The organism is Pseudomonas sp. CBZ-4, assembly GCF_000346755.1.
Classification (GTDB): Bacteria; Pseudomonadota; Gammaproteobacteria; order Pseudomonadales; family Pseudomonadaceae; genus Aquipseudomonas.
In genome coordinates, this window is record NZ_ANNV01000031.1 from 108,516 (window position 1) to 123,148 (window position 14,633).

General features: G+C 59.3%; 9 protein-coding genes, 2 tRNA genes and 2 pseudogenes. 9 read left to right on the forward strand and 4 right to left on the reverse strand.

Features of this window, described 5'->3' with window-relative positions; translation table 11 throughout:
* Positions 1-347: 347 nt before the first annotated feature.
* Both B348_RS1000000132140 and B348_RS1000000132145 read left to right on the forward strand, forming a co-directional pair.
* A pseudogene (locus B348_RS1000000132140) lies at positions 348-401 on the forward strand (hypothetical protein); the annotation flags it as partial.
* A 411-nt stretch (positions 402-812) separates the two neighbouring features.
* Positions 813-1,271 (forward strand): annotated as a pseudogene (locus tag B348_RS1000000132145) (methyl-accepting chemotaxis protein); the annotation flags it as partial.
* A 5-nt stretch (positions 1,272-1,276) separates the two neighbouring features.
* Here the strand turns inward: B348_RS1000000132145 and B348_RS0104500 are convergent.
* Together B348_RS0104500 and B348_RS0104505 are read right to left on the reverse strand one after the other, a co-directional pair.
* On the reverse strand, positions 1,277-2,842 hold the full coding sequence (locus B348_RS0104500; protein ID WP_017734965.1) for an iron ABC transporter permease: 1,566 nt from the start codon (positions 2,840-2,842) through the stop codon (positions 1,277-1,279).
* On the reverse strand, positions 2,842-3,855 hold the full coding sequence (locus tag B348_RS0104505) for an extracellular solute-binding protein (RefSeq protein WP_017734966.1): 1,014 nt from the start codon (positions 3,853-3,855) through the stop codon (positions 2,842-2,844). Before B348_RS0104505 ends, B348_RS0104500 begins: the two co-directional genes overlap by 1 nt.
* 211 nt (positions 3,856-4,066) lie before the next feature.
* Here B348_RS0104505 and B348_RS0104510 point away from each other — a divergent pair, with 211 nt between their 5' ends.
* The 3 genes from B348_RS0104510 to B348_RS0104520 are packed head-to-tail and all read left to right on the forward strand — an operon-like array spanning position 4,067 to position 9,606.
* The gene (locus B348_RS0104510; protein ID WP_026136556.1) at positions 4,067-7,147 is read left to right on the forward strand and encodes a TonB-dependent receptor domain-containing protein; all 3,081 of its coding nucleotides are present in this window, start codon (positions 4,067-4,069) and stop codon (positions 7,145-7,147) included.
* Positions 7,148-7,205: 58 nt separating this feature from the next.
* Positions 7,206-8,042 (forward strand): Slam-dependent surface lipoprotein, encoded by an 837-nt coding sequence (locus B348_RS0104515; RefSeq protein ID WP_026136557.1) that lies wholly within the window; start codon positions 7,206-7,208, stop codon positions 8,040-8,042.
* A 28-nt stretch (positions 8,043-8,070) separates the two neighbouring features.
* Entirely contained in the window at positions 8,071-9,606 is a 1,536-nt protein-coding gene (locus tag B348_RS0104520) for a surface lipoprotein assembly modifier (protein WP_256204089.1), read from the forward strand.
* Positions 9,607-9,652: 46 nt separating this feature from the next.
* Here the strand turns inward: B348_RS0104520 and B348_RS0104525 are convergent.
* Together B348_RS0104525 and B348_RS0104530 are read right to left on the reverse strand one after the other, a co-directional pair.
* Positions 9,653-9,739 (reverse strand) — tRNA-Leu (locus B348_RS0104525).
* Between the two features lie 153 nt (positions 9,740-9,892).
* Positions 9,893-9,979, reverse strand: a tRNA-Leu gene (locus B348_RS0104530).
* Positions 9,980-10,203: 224 nt separating this feature from the next.
* Between B348_RS0104530 and rnr the strand changes: the two genes are divergently transcribed.
* The 4 genes from rnr (at position 10,204) to rpsR (ending at position 14,614) form a co-directional block, all read left to right on the forward strand.
* Positions 10,204-12,840, forward strand: a complete 2,637-nt coding sequence (rnr, locus tag B348_RS0104535) for a ribonuclease R (protein ID WP_017734970.1) — start codon at positions 10,204-10,206, stop codon at positions 12,838-12,840.
* Positions 12,837-13,592, forward strand: a complete 756-nt coding sequence (rlmB, locus tag B348_RS0104540; protein ID WP_017734971.1) for a 23S rRNA (guanosine(2251)-2'-O)-methyltransferase RlmB — start codon at positions 12,837-12,839, stop codon at positions 13,590-13,592. The genes rnr and rlmB overlap by 4 nt, the downstream gene beginning before the upstream one ends.
* A 339-nt stretch (positions 13,593-13,931) precedes the next feature.
* A complete protein-coding gene (gene rpsF, locus B348_RS0104550) occupies positions 13,932-14,354 on the forward strand; it encodes a 30S ribosomal protein S6 (RefSeq protein ID WP_003217491.1) in 423 nt (140 codons plus the stop codon).
* Between the two features lie 29 nt (positions 14,355-14,383).
* Positions 14,384-14,614: a 30S ribosomal protein S18 gene (rpsR, locus tag B348_RS0104555; RefSeq protein WP_003171373.1), complete on the forward strand. Its 231-nt coding sequence runs from the start codon at positions 14,384-14,386 to the stop codon at positions 14,612-14,614.
* Positions 14,615-14,633 lie beyond the last annotated feature (19 nt).

A 14,633-nucleotide genomic window follows, 5' to 3' on the forward strand; every position in this document is an offset into this window, starting at 1 on the left:
TCGGCAAGGTGCTCATGGGCGTCTCGACCGCTTCGGTAGAGGCTGACCTGCAAGCGCTGGACAAGCGTTTCGCCGCCCTGATCGCCAGCGGCGACCAACTGGTCGGCGACAGCCTCAAGGGCGCCGCCGCCGACAGCGCGACGGCCATGGGCGCGCGCCTGCAATCGGCGCAAGCCACCGCCACCCAGATGACCGCCAACACCACCAGCGCCGTACAGGAAGCCGCCGGCACTCTGCGCTGGCGCATCGGCATGGGCCTGGCCCTGGTTGGCTTGGGTGTATTGCTGCTGATCGCCATCGTGCTCGGCCGGCGTGTGGTCAATCGCCTGAAGCTGTTGATTGCCGCCATGGACGACCTCGCGGCGGGCGAGGGCGACCTCACCAAGCGTGTGCAAATCAGCAGCAAGGACGAAATCGGCGACATGGCCTCGGCGGTCAATCGCTTTGTGGATAAGTTGCAGCCCATCGTGCGTGAAGCGGGCGATGTGGCCCAGCGCACCGGCGTGGAAATCGGCGCCATGACCCTGCGCAACGCCGGCGCCGACGCGGCCGCCGGCTTGCAGCGCGACGAAGTTGCCGAGAGCCTGCGCGCGTTGTCGCAAATGGCCGACGAAGCCCAGGCCGAAAGCCATGCGATGCAGGCTGCATTGCAGCAAGTGGTGGATATTCGCCAGGCCACCGATGAAAACTCGCGCACCTCCACCGAAGTGGGCGAGCTGATCGAAGCGCTGGCGGGGCAGGTGCAGGCCGGCTCGAAGGTCATCGAGCGCCTGGCGCAGCAGAGCGAACAGATTGAAGTGGTGTTGACGGTGATCCACGGCATCGCCGAGCAAACCAACTTGCTGGCGCTCAACGCTGCGATTGAAGCTGCGCGTGCCGGCGAGACCGGGCGTGGGTTTGCGGTGGTGGCGGACGAAGTGCGTGCGCTGGCCAGCAAGACCCAGAGCTCCACCGGTGATATCCAGGCGCATATCGTCGCGTTGCAGCAAGGTGCGCGGGAAGCGGTGGAAACCATCGGCAAGGCCGGGCGCCAGGCCAATAAAGGTTTGCTGGTGCTGCGTGACAGTGTGCGTTTGCAACAGACGGTGCAGGCTTCGGTGGAGCAAGTGCATGCGGCGATTGGGTTGGCGACGCGTGCTGCTGAGCACCAGGCGCAGGGCGCGCAGGCGGTGCGTGGGCGGGTCGAGGTGATCCATGCCCAGGCCGAGCGTGCGGCGCAGGCGGTGGTGGAGACGACCGCCAGTGGCAAGGTGCTGGCTTGCCTGCGATAGCGGTCTCAGCGGCTCAGATACATCCGCGTCGTCAGCAAATAAACCGGCAACCCAGAAACCAAAATCAACAACGCCGCATACGGCGCCGCCGCCGCAAACTCCACATTCGAGGTATGCGCCCACACCGCCGTCGCCAGGGTATTCAACCCCGTCGGGCTCAGCAGCAAGGTCGCCGTCAATTCCTTCATCGCATCCAGAAACACCAACGCAAACGCCGCCCCCAACGCCGGAAAGATAATCGGCAAGGTCACCCGGCAAAACGCGCTGAACGACGACGCGCCCAAGGTGCGCGCAGCCTCTTCCAATTGCGGTGCCGCCTTGTTCAACGCCGTACGGATCGGCGCCTGGGCCAAGGGCAAAAACAGCAGCGCATACGCAATCAGCAATAGCGCCGACGTCTGATACAGCGCCGGCACGTAATGCAGCGCGAAATACACCAGCGTCAGCGCAATCACCAAGCCGGGCAGGGCGTGCAGCAGGTACGGCAAGCGCTCGGCCCAGATCGCCAGTTGGCCTTTGTAACGCACCACCAGCAGCCCGACCGGCACCGCCAGCACCAGGCACAGCGCGGCGCCGCCGAGGGACAGCGCCAGGGAGGACAGCAGCGCCTCACTGATCGCCGCCACCGGAAACGCTGCCGACGAACCGACCGCCAGCCAATAGCCGAGCATCCCCAGCGGAATGCCACTGCCGATGATCGCCAGCGTCAGGCAATAGACTTGCCCCAGCGGCGCCCACTTGCCCAGGCGCACCTGTTCGGCATGCCGCGCCGCGCCCTGGCCGATACGCACGTGGCGGCCCTTGCCGCGTACGCGCAGCTCCAGCCACAGCAGCGTCAGGCACATCACCAGCAATACCGCCGAGAGCATCGCCGCATTGGCGTTGCTGAATTCCAGTTCGAATTGCTGGTAGATCGCGGTGGTGAAGGTCTGCAAGCCGATGATCGACAACGCGCCGAATTCCACCAGCATATGCAACGCAATCAACAGCGCCCCGGCCAGCAGCGATGGCCACAGCAAGGGCAGGGTGACGCGCCAGAACACGCCCCAGCGATTCAGCCCTAGAGTGCGCGCGGACTCTTCCAAAGACGGATCAAGATTGCGCAGCGTCGCCGCCACCGGCAGGAACACCAGCGGGTACTTCGACAGGCTCATCACCAGGATCGCGCCGCCGAGCCCTTCGAAGCTGGCGCTCAGCGACACCCAGGTAAAGCTGCTGACAAACGCCGGCACCGCAAACGGCAGGCACAGGATCACGCCCCAGATGCGTCGCCCCGGCAGGTTGCTGCGTTCCAGCAACCACGCCAGCGACAGCCCGACCACGCCGCACGTCAGCGTCACGCCCACCATCAGCGCCAGGGTGTTGCGCAGCAGGCCAAACACATACGGGCGCCACAACAGATGCACGGCCTCGGCCCAGCCCGCCTGCCAGGCCTTGAGCCCGACATACGCCAGTGGCAGCAGGCTCAGGCCCACCAGGAACAACACGGGCAACAGCAGCCAGATCGACGGCCGTTTGCGCCGTGGGCTGAACCCCCCGCGCAGGGCGGGGGCGGAGAGCGACGGGTTCATCAGTTCAAGCCAACGTCACGTTCCAGGTCCAGGGCTTCTTCGGCGTTGCCCAGGTCGGCGGGGGTGACCTTCGGCGGTTGCAGCTCGCTAAAGGGCTTGAGGCCACGGCTGGATTCCATGCCCTTGCGCAGCGGGTATTCGGCCGAGGTGTTGGTGATCACGCGCTGGCCTTCTTCACTGGCCATGAACGCCAGCAGTTGCTGGGCTTCCTTGGGGTGCTTGCTGGATTTGAGCGCCGCCGCCGAGGACACGGTGATCAGGCCGCCGACATCACCATCGGTAAAGTAGTGCAGTTGCGAATCCAGATTGGTCTTTTCCTTTTTCAGGGCAAACCAGTAGTAGTTGTTCACCAGCACGGTGGCCACTTCGCCGTTCTCCACGGCTTTGAGGGCGACCATATTGTTGCTGTACACCTTGCCGAAGGCGCGCAGGCCGGTCAGCCATTCTTCGGCGGCGTCGCGCCCGTGCAGCTTGATGATCGCCACGGCCTGTTCCTGGAATGCGCCGCTGGTGGGCACGAAGCCGACTTTGCCTTGCCACTCGGGGCCGGCGAAATCCAGCACCGACTTGGGCAGGTCTTTTTCGGCGATCAGTTTCGGGTTGAAGGCCACGACGCGGGTGCGCGCGGTCACGCCCATCCAGTCGCCATTGGCGCCGACGTAGTCCTTGGGCAAGACGTCGAGGGTGCTGGCGTCGATCTTGGCCAGGATGCCCTGCTCACCGAGTTTGTTCAGCGGCGGTGATTCTTCGGTGTAGATCACGTCGGCCGGGGAGCGCGCGCCTTCTTCGACGACCTGGCTGGCCAGCTGGTTGCTGCTGCCTTTGCGCACGTTGACGTGAATGCCGGTCTTGGCTTCGAAGGCCTTGGCGAGTTCATCGCCGACTTCCTTGTGCTGACCGTTGTAGAGCGTGAGGGTGACCGGGTCGGCGGCCATTGCGGTGGAGGCGCCAAGCACCAGGCTCAGCAGAGAAGCGGCCAGGCCGCGCAGCAGGGGTTTGTTGCGAATCGTCATGCGGGTACATCCTCGCTTACGGCTACATATCTGGAAACAATGATAAACGATATTGTTTCTCAAGGGCCGTTCCGCGGGAAAACCGCCGACTGCATAGGAATTACTTCGTTATGCATACAAAGCCAAGTGAGATTCATTCGTATCTGTGAGTAGTATCACTGCGTCGCCCGAGAGGGCCTATCGCAGTGCATGACCACTACAGGTTCCCGCTATGTCCGCCTTTGGCCCACCCCCGTCCTTAAGCCGTTTGAAGCCTTTGGCTTGCTCGATTCTGATGGCGTTTTCCGCGCCTTATGTCTGCGCTGATACGCCGATCAAGATGGGTTCCAATCCCATCGAGCTGCCCGGCGGCGTCGAAGAGAAAGCCGAGCACGAACTGCAGGCCATCGAAGTCAACGGCGAGTTCGAGACCAAGGATGAGCGCGGGCAGAACAATGTCTTCGCCAAGGACATCTCCAACGTCTACGTCGGCAAGACCGAGCTGGAGCGCTACAAGGGCACCAGCGTGGCGGATGTGTTCCAGGGACTCAACGGTGTGTACAGCGGCGACTCGCGCAACAGCGGCGCGCTGGACCCGAACATCCGTGGCATCCAGGGCGAAGGGCGCATTCCGGTTACCGTTGATGGCACCGAGCAGGCCACGGCGGTGTGGATGGGCTCGGCGGGCGTGGCCAACCGCAATTACATCGACCCGAACATGATCGGCAGTATTTCGGTGGAGAAGGGGCCATCGCTGAACCCGGATATCAAGAGCGGTGTGGGTGGTTCGGTGGAGATCAAGACCCTCGACCTGGATGACATCCTGCGGCCGGGCGAAACCTTTGCGCTGGAGCTCAAGACTGAGACCGGGACCAATTCGGTGAAGCCGGATGAAACCGGGATGAAGACCTTCGGGCGCGACTATCGGGATATTCCGGGTGCCTATGCCGGGTATGACGGCAACCTGATGTTTACCCAAGGTGGAGGCGGGACTGAGTTCAGTCCCAACACCGGCAAACACTCCGGCAACTTCGACTTCAATGACAACTCGTTTCGCCTCGCCACCGGTACGCGCCAAGAGAACTTCGACCTGTTCGGCGCCTACAGCTATCGCAAGAAGGGCAACTATTTCAGTGGCAAGGGGGGCGCCAAGCGCTACCAGACCAGCAGTTGGCTGGATGATGCCAAGGCCGATGCCAAGGCAGCGGGGCTTCCGGGAGACACCAACGTACAGTCTTATGTAGCGAACCTGTTCTTGCCTGGGCACGAAGTCGCCAACACCTCCAGCGAGATGCGCACCACTCTGCTCAAGGGCACGTTCTACCTGTCCGATGAGCAAAACCTGAAGCTGTCCTATATGCATAACGAGTCGGAGTACGGTGAAAGCTCGCCGTACCTGGTCAGTTACTACGTGGGGCTCGCCAAGGCCGGTGAGAACAACATCGGCCTGCAAATGCCCTACAGCGAGCTCAAGCAAGACACCTATAACCTGACCTACAACTGGAACCCGGAAAACCCGCTGATCGACCTCAAGACCGGGCTGTGGATGACCCGCAGCAATACGCGGCGCCATCAGAACGGTGATGACGTATATGCGATAGCTGCGCGCTCTTTTCAGGATCAGGACGTGGCCTGGAATAACTATGTGCAGTGCCAGGCGGGTGTGAACGCAGGCAATTGTGGGGCGGCACCGGAGAAACTGCCGAACACCAATGACCGTTATTCGATTTATGCCAAGGCGCTGCAAGTTTCCCAGCATGATCGCTGGGGAGTGAACGTCAGCAACAAGTTGCAGTTGAGTGATGAGGTTGCGTTGACACTGTCCAGTGACTTCAGTGAGGAAAAGTTAGAACAGAAAGATGCTTCGGAAGGACGGGCGACGACTCAATTTACGTGGGGCAATCGCTACATGGGACCGCGCAGTGGCGAGCGCCAGCAATATAACTTTGCATTCAGTGCGGACTGGACGCCGACGTCGTGGTTGTTGTTGACGGCGGGGGCTCGGTACAGCGATTACAACTCGTTTGATACGGGGCTTAAGCGGCATCGGGAAAATCAGGATGCGGGTTGGCAGGTCAACCCTGGTTATGATCGAAAGTCGTTTGAATATCAGCGGGTCATGACGGATGCGGAGAATCAGCAGTATGTAGATGCGGCCCACCAGCTTGTTGTTGATGAAATAGTTCCTGAAGAGGAACTGCCCTTTATGCTTGCGAAGGACACTGTAAATGGAGTGCGTTATACGACCGAAACGGTAGAGGTTCCGTTTAACGGATTTACGCTGGATCGTTCACAGAATCCTTTTTTGAATGGTGCTATAAATTTGCAGGAGACGGTAAATAATCCTCAAGGCGCTTCGGGGGACTATGCTAAATACATTGTGAATCGTGCAAACTCGGGTGCTGGTTTATATGCTGCTGATCCGACCAATAAATGGGCGCTACCAAAAAAACGCAAGGATAGCGCTTGGGCTCCCATGGCAGGGGCGACGATTTTTTTAACCGAGCATGCACGGGTCTATGCACGCTACACAGAGTTCATTCGGTTTCCGTCCATTTACGAGGATACGCAAGCGGCATCGGGATACGCGGGGGCCAATGTGTCGAACAACAGTATGCGCCCTGAGCATTCGTATAATTGGGAGGTCGGCTACGTGCATGACTTGACCGGTTATTTCAAAAGCCTGCGTCATGCGGATTTCAAGATAAACTATTACGATAATACGATTCGTGATTTTGTTGATCGCGACTACTACTTCAACGTTGTGCAGTACGACAAGAAAATGTATTCGGGTATTGAGTTGCAAACCCGTTTCGACAGTGGCAAATACTTCAATAATTTTTCTGCGAGCTATCGGCTGAAGCAGAAATTGTGCGACAAGGATTACGCTGCGACGCTGGATCCTTATTACAATTCGGCGATCTCTTCCTGTGTGACAGCCGGCTTTCCCACGACATTCTCTCGCAGCAGCTTGCAGCCGACGTATTCATTGAATATGGATGGCGGTGTGCGGTTGTTCAATGAAAGTCTGGAACTGGGCGCGCGCATGGTTTATCACAGCAGCGCTGTGAATAAGGATGAGGAGGATTGGATTCGTAATGGTGTGATGTATGTAGATGGTTATAACCGTCCGTTTAACTGGCACCCGATCTGGGTGTTCGATACCTACGCCAGTTATCACGTGAATAAAAATGTTGACGTAGACTTCGGTGTCAACAACTTAACCAATCGCTATTACCTCGATCCGTTGGCTCGGGTAATGATGCCTGCGCCTGGGCGCACCCTGAAACTTGGGTTGACTGCCCGATTCTGATTTTTTGCTGTTTTTAATCAAAAACAGTGGTTTTTATCATTCTAACTAGGAAGTTGTTATGAAAAAGCTGTTTGCGTTTACTGCTCTTGCTTTGGCCGCTTCGGGTAGCTTTGCTGCCACTGTAACGGGTGGTTCTTCCACGACGTATGTCTCAGTGCTGCCGTCCAATATGCAGGGCGTTGGTGAGGTTGGGATTGCTATGCCGACGGCTGTGGGTGGCACGGCGGATGTCAGCAAGGTTGTCAGTTTCAAAAGCGGCCCCATCGCTCAAACCAACGCTTTGATCCCGACCGCCGGCACCACATCCGCGCACATCGTGATGAACGGCGTGAAGATCTCCGAAACCTGGAAATCGTCCGTCACCTATGGCACCCAAGTGTATTCCTATCGCCAGATCTCCGACCCGCTGCCTAACTTCCCTCAGTTTGGCGGTGAAGTGATCGCCAAGGTGCCGGGTGTCGAGGTGTACTTCGGTGAATGGGCGCCGCGTAAAACCGGCGTTCAGCCAGATAACAGCACGGACCTCAACCTGACCAGTGCCAATCGTACGGTGTTCTACGCCGGTGAAAACGCGACGACCGCCATGCCAACCTTGGTTAACGCCAAGTACGACGTAGTCGGTATCAAACGGTTTGATCCAAGTGCGCCAAGCGTTTCCTCGGGGACCCTGAACGTCAACTACGGCGGCAGCGCTGGCACCATCGCAGGCTCTATTGCTGGCGGTGCAGGTACTGTGAACTTCAGCGGTACCAATATTGCCTCGAACGGGTCGTTCCAAAACGCTAACACTACTATCAAAGGCCAGTTCTACGGCACCGGTGCAGAAGCCATGGCCGGTATCTACAACACTGGCAACACCGCCACCAGCGTCGCCTTCGGCGGCAAGAAGCAATAACTAAAACCCCGCGTCAGAAAAGGGAGAGTTGATCTCTCCCTTTTTCATCATCGTCCCTTCGCTGGATCTGACCCACATGCCCCTGTGCCTGCCCCTGCGGCTTGCTTTAACCCTATTCCTGAGTTCATTGGCCTGCACCGCCTGGGCCGATGAAGACGACACCCGGCAACTGCTGAACAAGATCGACCGCACCATGGCCGAGCGCGAGCGCGCCCATCTGGTGGATACCGACCCGGCCAAGGACAACGCCTCGCTGATCACCATTGAGGGCCGTACCTACAACGTACAGAACACCCTGGAAGACCTCGGCCCTGCGATCTACGTCACGCTGAATTTGCAGCAGTGGTCCAAGGTGCGCCAGTTCGTCGAGCGCTACCGCCAGTTGCCCGGCCATGAGCCGGCGTTGGTGTCGATGGCTGAGGGCATGCTGGCCCGTCAGGACAAGCACTACCGCGAAGCGATTGCCAGCCTGCGCAGGGCGGTGGCGCAAAATCCTTCATTCGTCCGGGCGAAGCTGGAGCTGGCGCGAGCGCTGTTCGAAGACAATCAATCCCGCGAAGCCAAGGCGTTGTTTGAAGAAGTGGCGCAAAGCACGGTGCCCGAGCAGGTGGTGCCGGTGCTGGAGGGGTATCAAGGCGCATTGCGCGAGCGCGACAGTTGGCATGGTTCGGTGTCGATGGGCACTGGCTACAACAGCAATATCAACCAGGCCAACGGCATGACCACGCGTACTCAGGTGTGCAGTTTTTTTGAGTGCGTCGAGACCAACCGCAAGATGCCCGTGCCAATCAAATCCTCCAGCCTGGTGTATGACGCGGTGGCCGAGCGGCGTTTTCAGATCGAGGGCAACCACCACCTGCTGGTGCGCGGGTTGAGTTACGGCAATTACTACCATCGGCACAAGGAAGACGAGCCGCAGACCTATTACGACGACAACACCAGTGTGATCTACGTTGGCTACAACTACTTGAGTGCGCTGGATGATGTGTCGGTCTCACCGCTGTTCGAGAGTTACTGGGGTGATCGACATAACAAGTATCAGGCGACGGGGCTGCGTACCGAGTGGAAACACACACTGACCGAGCGCTTGCAACTTACCGCCCAGGCGCAACAGAAGCATTTTCGCTTCCAGGGTGAAGAGCGCGATTACTTCGAGAATTACGACGAGCGCATGGTGGGCGGTTCTGCTTCCTACCTGCTGGGTAGCCAGACCCTGGTGTACGGCGGCCTGACCTACACGCGCCGCACCCAGCCGCAGGAATCGGCCCGCAACAAGGAGTACATGGCCAGCCTGGGTCTGTATCGGATGTTTGATGTGGGGATCAATCTGAATGCCACCGCGCTGTACCGGCGTACGTGTTATGACGAGGCGGACGCTTTTCTCGGCGGCCTGCGCGAAGATCGCCAGCAGATCTATATCGCCAACCTGGCCGTACCGCGATTCAAGTTCGCCGGCCTGGTGCCCAGCCTTTACGTGAAGCGTACGGTCAACGCGAGCAGCATCGACTGGGCATACACCTACCGCCAGACCGAAGTGGCACTCAAAGTCGAAAAGAGCTTTTAGGAGGTCAGAAACGAAAAAACCCGCTTTCGCGGGTTTGATCTGAATTTGGTGCCCAGGAGAAGACTCGAACTTCCACGACCTTGCGATCACCAGCACCTGAAGCTGGCGTGTCTACCAATTTCACCACCTGGGCATTATCAAGCAACGTTGCCGCTGCTGATGGGTCGAACTATACGGCGGGCTTTTAGATCTGTAAACCCCTGATTCAAAAAAATAAATCGGGATTTGCTTTAGAAATCAAAGACCTGAAACGAAAAAACCCGCTTTCGCGGGTTTGATCTGAATTTGGTGCCCAGGAGAAGACTCGAACTTCCACGACCTTGCGATCACCAGCACCTGAAGCTGGCGTGTCTACCAATTTCACCACCTGGGCAACATCAACAACGTTGCCGTCGTCGATGGCGCGCACTATACGGAGCGGCTTTTGAGCTGTAAACCCCTGCCATGAAAAAAACCTGGAATATTTCGCCAATGGTCGTGCAAGGTGCCTGGAAAGGGCGCCAAAGGGCTTTTAAACGCTTGTTGATGCCTGAAATTTCCCGTTTCAATACGCGTATGCCAAACTAACCCGCATATAGACAAGGTGAAAACTCTCTAATGGCCGATTGGCAGTCCCTCGATCCCGAGGCCGCTCGTGAAGCGGAAAAATATGAAAACCCTATTCCTAGCCGTGAACTGATCCTGGCGCACCTCGCCGATCGTGGTTCGCCTGCTAGCCGCGAGCAGTTGGTCGAAGAATTCGGTCTGACCACCGAAGACCAGCTCGAAGCCCTGCGCCGCCGCCTGCGTGCCATGGAGCGCGACGCCCAACTGATCTACACCCGCCGTGGCACCTATGCGCCTGTGGACAAGCTCGACCTGATCCTGGGCCGCATCGCCGGTCATCGTGACGGCTTCGGCTTCCTGATTCCGGACGACGGCAGTGACGACCTTTTCATGAGCCCGGCGCAAATGCGCCTGGTGTTCGATGGCGACCGTGCCCTGGCGCGCGTGTCCGGCCTCGACCGTCGTGGTCGCCGTGAAGGTGTGATCGTCGAAGTGGTGTCCCGTGCCCACGAGTCCATCGTCGGCCGCTACTTCGAAGAAGGCGGCATCGGCTTTGTCGTGCCGGATAACCCGAAGGTCCAGCAGGAAGTGCTGATCACCCCGGGCCGCAATGGCGCTGCCAAGGTCGGCCAGTTTGTCGAGGTGAAGATCACCCACTGGCCAACCGCACGGTTCCAGCCACAGGGCGATATCGTCGAAGTGGTCGGCAACTACATGGCGCCGGGCATGGAAATCGACGTTGCACTGCGCACTTACGATATTCCTCACGTCTGGCCTGAGGCTGTGCTCAAAGAAGCCGCCAAGCTCAAGCCGGAAGTGGAAGAGAAAGACAAAGAAAAACGCATCGACCTGCGCCATCTGCCGTTCGTCACCATTGACGGCGAAGATGCCCGCGACTTCGACGATGCGGTCTACTGCGAAGCCAAACCGGGCAAGCTGCGCCTGTTCTCCGGGGGCTGGAAGCTGTTCGTCGCGATTGCCGACGTGTCCAGCTACGTGAAGATCGGTTCGGCCCTGGACAACGAAGCCCAGGTGCGCGGCAACTCGGTGTACTTCCCTGAGCGCGTGATCCCGATGCTGCCTGAGCAGCTGTCCAACGGCCTGTGCTCCCTGAACCCGAAAGTCGACCGTTTGGCCATGGTGTGCGAGATGACCATCTCGAAAACCGGCGAAATGACCGACTACCAGTTCTATGAAGCGGTGATCCACTCCCAGGCGCGCCTGACCTACAACAAGGTCAGCACCATCCTGGAAACGCCGAAGACCAGCGAAGCCAAGGCCCTGCGTACCGAATACGCTGGCGTGGTGCCGCACCTCAAGCAGCTTTACTCGCTGTACAAGGTGTTGCTGGGCGCCCGTCATACCCGTGGCGCGATCGATTTTGAAACCCAGGAAACCCGGATTGTCTTCGGTTCCGAGCGCAAGATCGCCGCAATCACCCCGACCACACGTAACGATGCGCACAAGCTGATCGAGGAATGCATGCTGGCGGCCAACGTGGCCACGGCTGAGTTCTTGAAGAAGCACGAGATTCCTGCGTTGTACCGTGTGCACGACGGTCCGCCGCCGGAGCGTCTGGAAAAACTGCGCGCCTTCCTTGGCGAACTCGGCCTGTCCCTGCACAAAGGCAAGGATGGCCCGTCGCCGAAGGACTACCAGGCCTTGCTGGCCAGCATCAAGGATCGCCCGGATTACCACGTGATCCAGACCGTGATGCTGCGCTCCCTGAGCCAGGCGGTGTACAGCGCCGATAACCAGGGCCACTTCGGCTTGAATTACGAGGCGTACACCCACTTCACGTCGCCGATCCGTCGCTACCCGGATTTGCTCACGCACCGCGCGATCCGCAGCGTGATCCATTCCAAGCAGAACACCCCGCACGTCAAGCGCGCCGGTGCCATGACCATTCCGAAGGCGCGGATCTATCCGTACGACGAAGCGGCCCTGGAACAGTTGGGCGAGCAGTGCTCCATGAGCGAGCGCCGCGCCGACGAGGCCACCCGCGACGTGGTGAACTGGCTCAAGTGCGAGTTCATGAAGGATCGCGTGGGCGAGACGTTCCCGGGCGTGATCACGGCCGTGACCGGTTTTGGTCTGTTCGTCGAGCTGACCGACATCTACGTCGAAGGCCTGGTGCACGTCACGGCCTTGCCGGGCGATTACTACCACTTCGACCCTGTGCATCACCGCCTGGCGGGCGAGCGCACTGGTCGTAGCTTCCGTCTGGGCGATACCGTGGAAGTGCAGGTCATGCGCGTCGACCTCGACGAGCGCAAGATCGACTTCGGCATGTCTGACAAGCCAGCCGAATCGCCGGGTAGCCGCAAAAAAAATCGTGGCAGCACGCCGACCACACCTGCCAGCAAAGGCAAGGGCGCGCCTGCGAAAGCAGCTGAGCCTGAGCCAGCCGCCAAGGCTGGTCGTCGTTCGTCTACCAAGGAAAAGGCTCCCGAAGCCTACCGCCCAAGCGACGCCGCGGCGAAAAACGCCGAGCTGCGCAAGAGCCGCGAGTTGAAGCAGCAGTTGCTCAACGAAGCCAAAAGCGGTGGTAAAGCGGCGTCTGGGGGAAAGTCCCACGGGGCGGAAAAGCCGTCGAGCAAACCGAGTAAACACCGTAAAGGCCCGCCTAAAGCGGGTTCGGCCCCTGCCAAAAGCGGCGGGTCGCGCAAACCTAAGGCCAAGTCATGAGTCTGGAAAAAATCTACGGCGTCCACGCCGTAGAAGCACTGCTGCGTCACCACCCGAAACGCGTCAAGCAGGTTTGGCTGGCGGAAGGTCGCAGCGAGCCGCGTGTACAAGCGCTGGTTGAGCTGGCCACGCAAAACAAGGTCGCCATCGGCCAGGCCGAACGCCGTGAAATGGACGTCTGGGTCGAAGGCGTTCACCAGGGCGTGGTCGCGGACGTAAGCCCGAGCCAGGTCTGGGGCGAAGCGATGCTCGACGAGCTGCTCGATCGCACCGAGGGCGCACCGTTGCTGCTGGTTCTGGACGGCGTGACCGACCCGCACAACCTCGGCGCCTGCCTGCGTTCGGCAGATGCTGCCGGCGCGCTGGCAGTGATCGTGCCCAAGGACAAGTCGGCCACCTTGACGCCAGTCGTGCGCAAGGTTGCCTGCGGCGCGGCGGAAGTGATTCCGCTGGTGGCCGTGACCAACCTGGCGCGCACCCTGGAGAAACTCCAGCAGCGCGGCCTGTGGGTCGTGGGCACGGCGGGGGAGGCCGAGGTCAGTATTTATGACCAGGACCTCACCGGCCCGACCATCCTGATCATGGGTGCCGAAGGCAAGGGCATGCGTCGCCTGACCCGTGAGCATTGCGATTACCTGGTGCACTTGCCGATGGCCGGTAGCGTCAGCAGCTTGAACGTGTCGGTTGCCACCGGCGTGTGCCTGTTCGAAGCGCAGCGCCAGCGTGGCGCCAAGGCCAAGAGCAAGAAATAAGCCTCAAGCGTCACGCAAGATCCTGTGGGAGCAGGGCTTGTGTGGGAGCTGGCTTGCCTGCGATAGCATCCCCTCGGTATGACTGATGCACCGAGGTGTCTGCATCGCAGGCAAGCCAGCTCCCACAGAAGTCCAGCTCCCACAGTTGTTTCTGGGTGCTGGGAAGATTGTTCAAATAATCACCAATCACCTTGCACGCTTCCTCCCCCTTCTCTACAATTGCGCCCCTTGCCTTCCTGGCGGGCACCGATGTGTCCCCCTTCGGCAAGATCCATAAGTGTCATTCACTCCTTGTCTGACCGTTTTTGAGCGGCAGGCTACAACCCGTAAGGAGCATTCATGCGTCATTACGAAATCATCTTTTTGGTCCACCCGGATCAAAGCGAGCAAGTCGGCGGCATGGTTGAGCGTTACACCAAGCTGATCGAAGAAGACGGCGGCAAAATCCACCGTCTGGAAGATTGGGGCCGTCGTCAACTGGCCTACGCAATCAACAATGTTCACAAGGCTCACTACGTGATGCTGAACGTTGAGTGCACTGGCAAGGCCCTGGCCGAGCTGGAAGACAACTTCCGCTACAACGATGCAGTGATCCGTAACCTGGTCATCCGTCGCGAAGAAGCCGTTACCGGCCAATCCGAGATGCTCAAGGCTGAAGAAAACCGCAGTGAGCGCCGTGAGCGTCGCGACCGTCCTGAGCACGAAGGCGCTGAAAGCGCTGATAGTGATGACAGCGACAACAGCGACAACGCTGACGAGTAATCCACGGACCTTATTAAGGAGCCTATCAAATGGCACGTTTCTTCCGTCGTCGTAAATTCTGCCGCTTCACCGCTGAAGAAGTGAAGGAGATCGATTACAAAGATCTCAACACTCTGAAAGCCTACGTATCCGAGACCGGCAAAATCGTTCCAAGCCGTATCACCGGTACCAAAGCTCGTTATCAGCGTCAGCTGGCCACCGCTATCAAGCGCGCCCGCTTCCTGGCCCTGCTGGCCTACACCGACAGCCACGGCCGCTGAGACCGGGCAGTCGATAAGT

Bases quoted from the DNA above. Each gene is read 5' to 3' on its own strand.
- B348_RS0104500 (WP_017734965.1), bottom strand. From the start codon at position 2,842: ATGAACCCGTCGCTCTCCGCCCCCGCCCTGCGCGGGGGGTTCAGCCCA.
- rpsF (WP_003217491.1), top strand. From the start codon at position 13,932: ATGCGTCATTACGAAATCATCTTTTTGGTCCACCCGGATCAAAGCGAG.
- B348_RS0104510 (WP_026136556.1), top strand. From the start codon at position 4,067: ATGTCCGCCTTTGGCCCACCCCCGTCCTTAAGCCGTTTGAAGCCTTTG.
- rnr (WP_017734970.1), top strand. From the start codon at position 10,204: ATGGCCGATTGGCAGTCCCTCGATCCCGAGGCCGCTCGTGAAGCGGAA.
- B348_RS0104515 (WP_026136557.1), top strand. From the start codon at position 7,206: ATGAAAAAGCTGTTTGCGTTTACTGCTCTTGCTTTGGCCGCTTCGGGT.
- rpsR (WP_003171373.1), top strand. From the start codon at position 14,384: ATGGCACGTTTCTTCCGTCGTCGTAAATTCTGCCGCTTCACCGCTGAA.
- B348_RS0104505 (WP_017734966.1), bottom strand. From the start codon at position 3,855: ATGACGATTCGCAACAAACCCCTGCTGCGCGGCCTGGCCGCTTCTCTG.
- rlmB (WP_017734971.1), top strand. From the start codon at position 12,837: ATGAGTCTGGAAAAAATCTACGGCGTCCACGCCGTAGAAGCACTGCTG.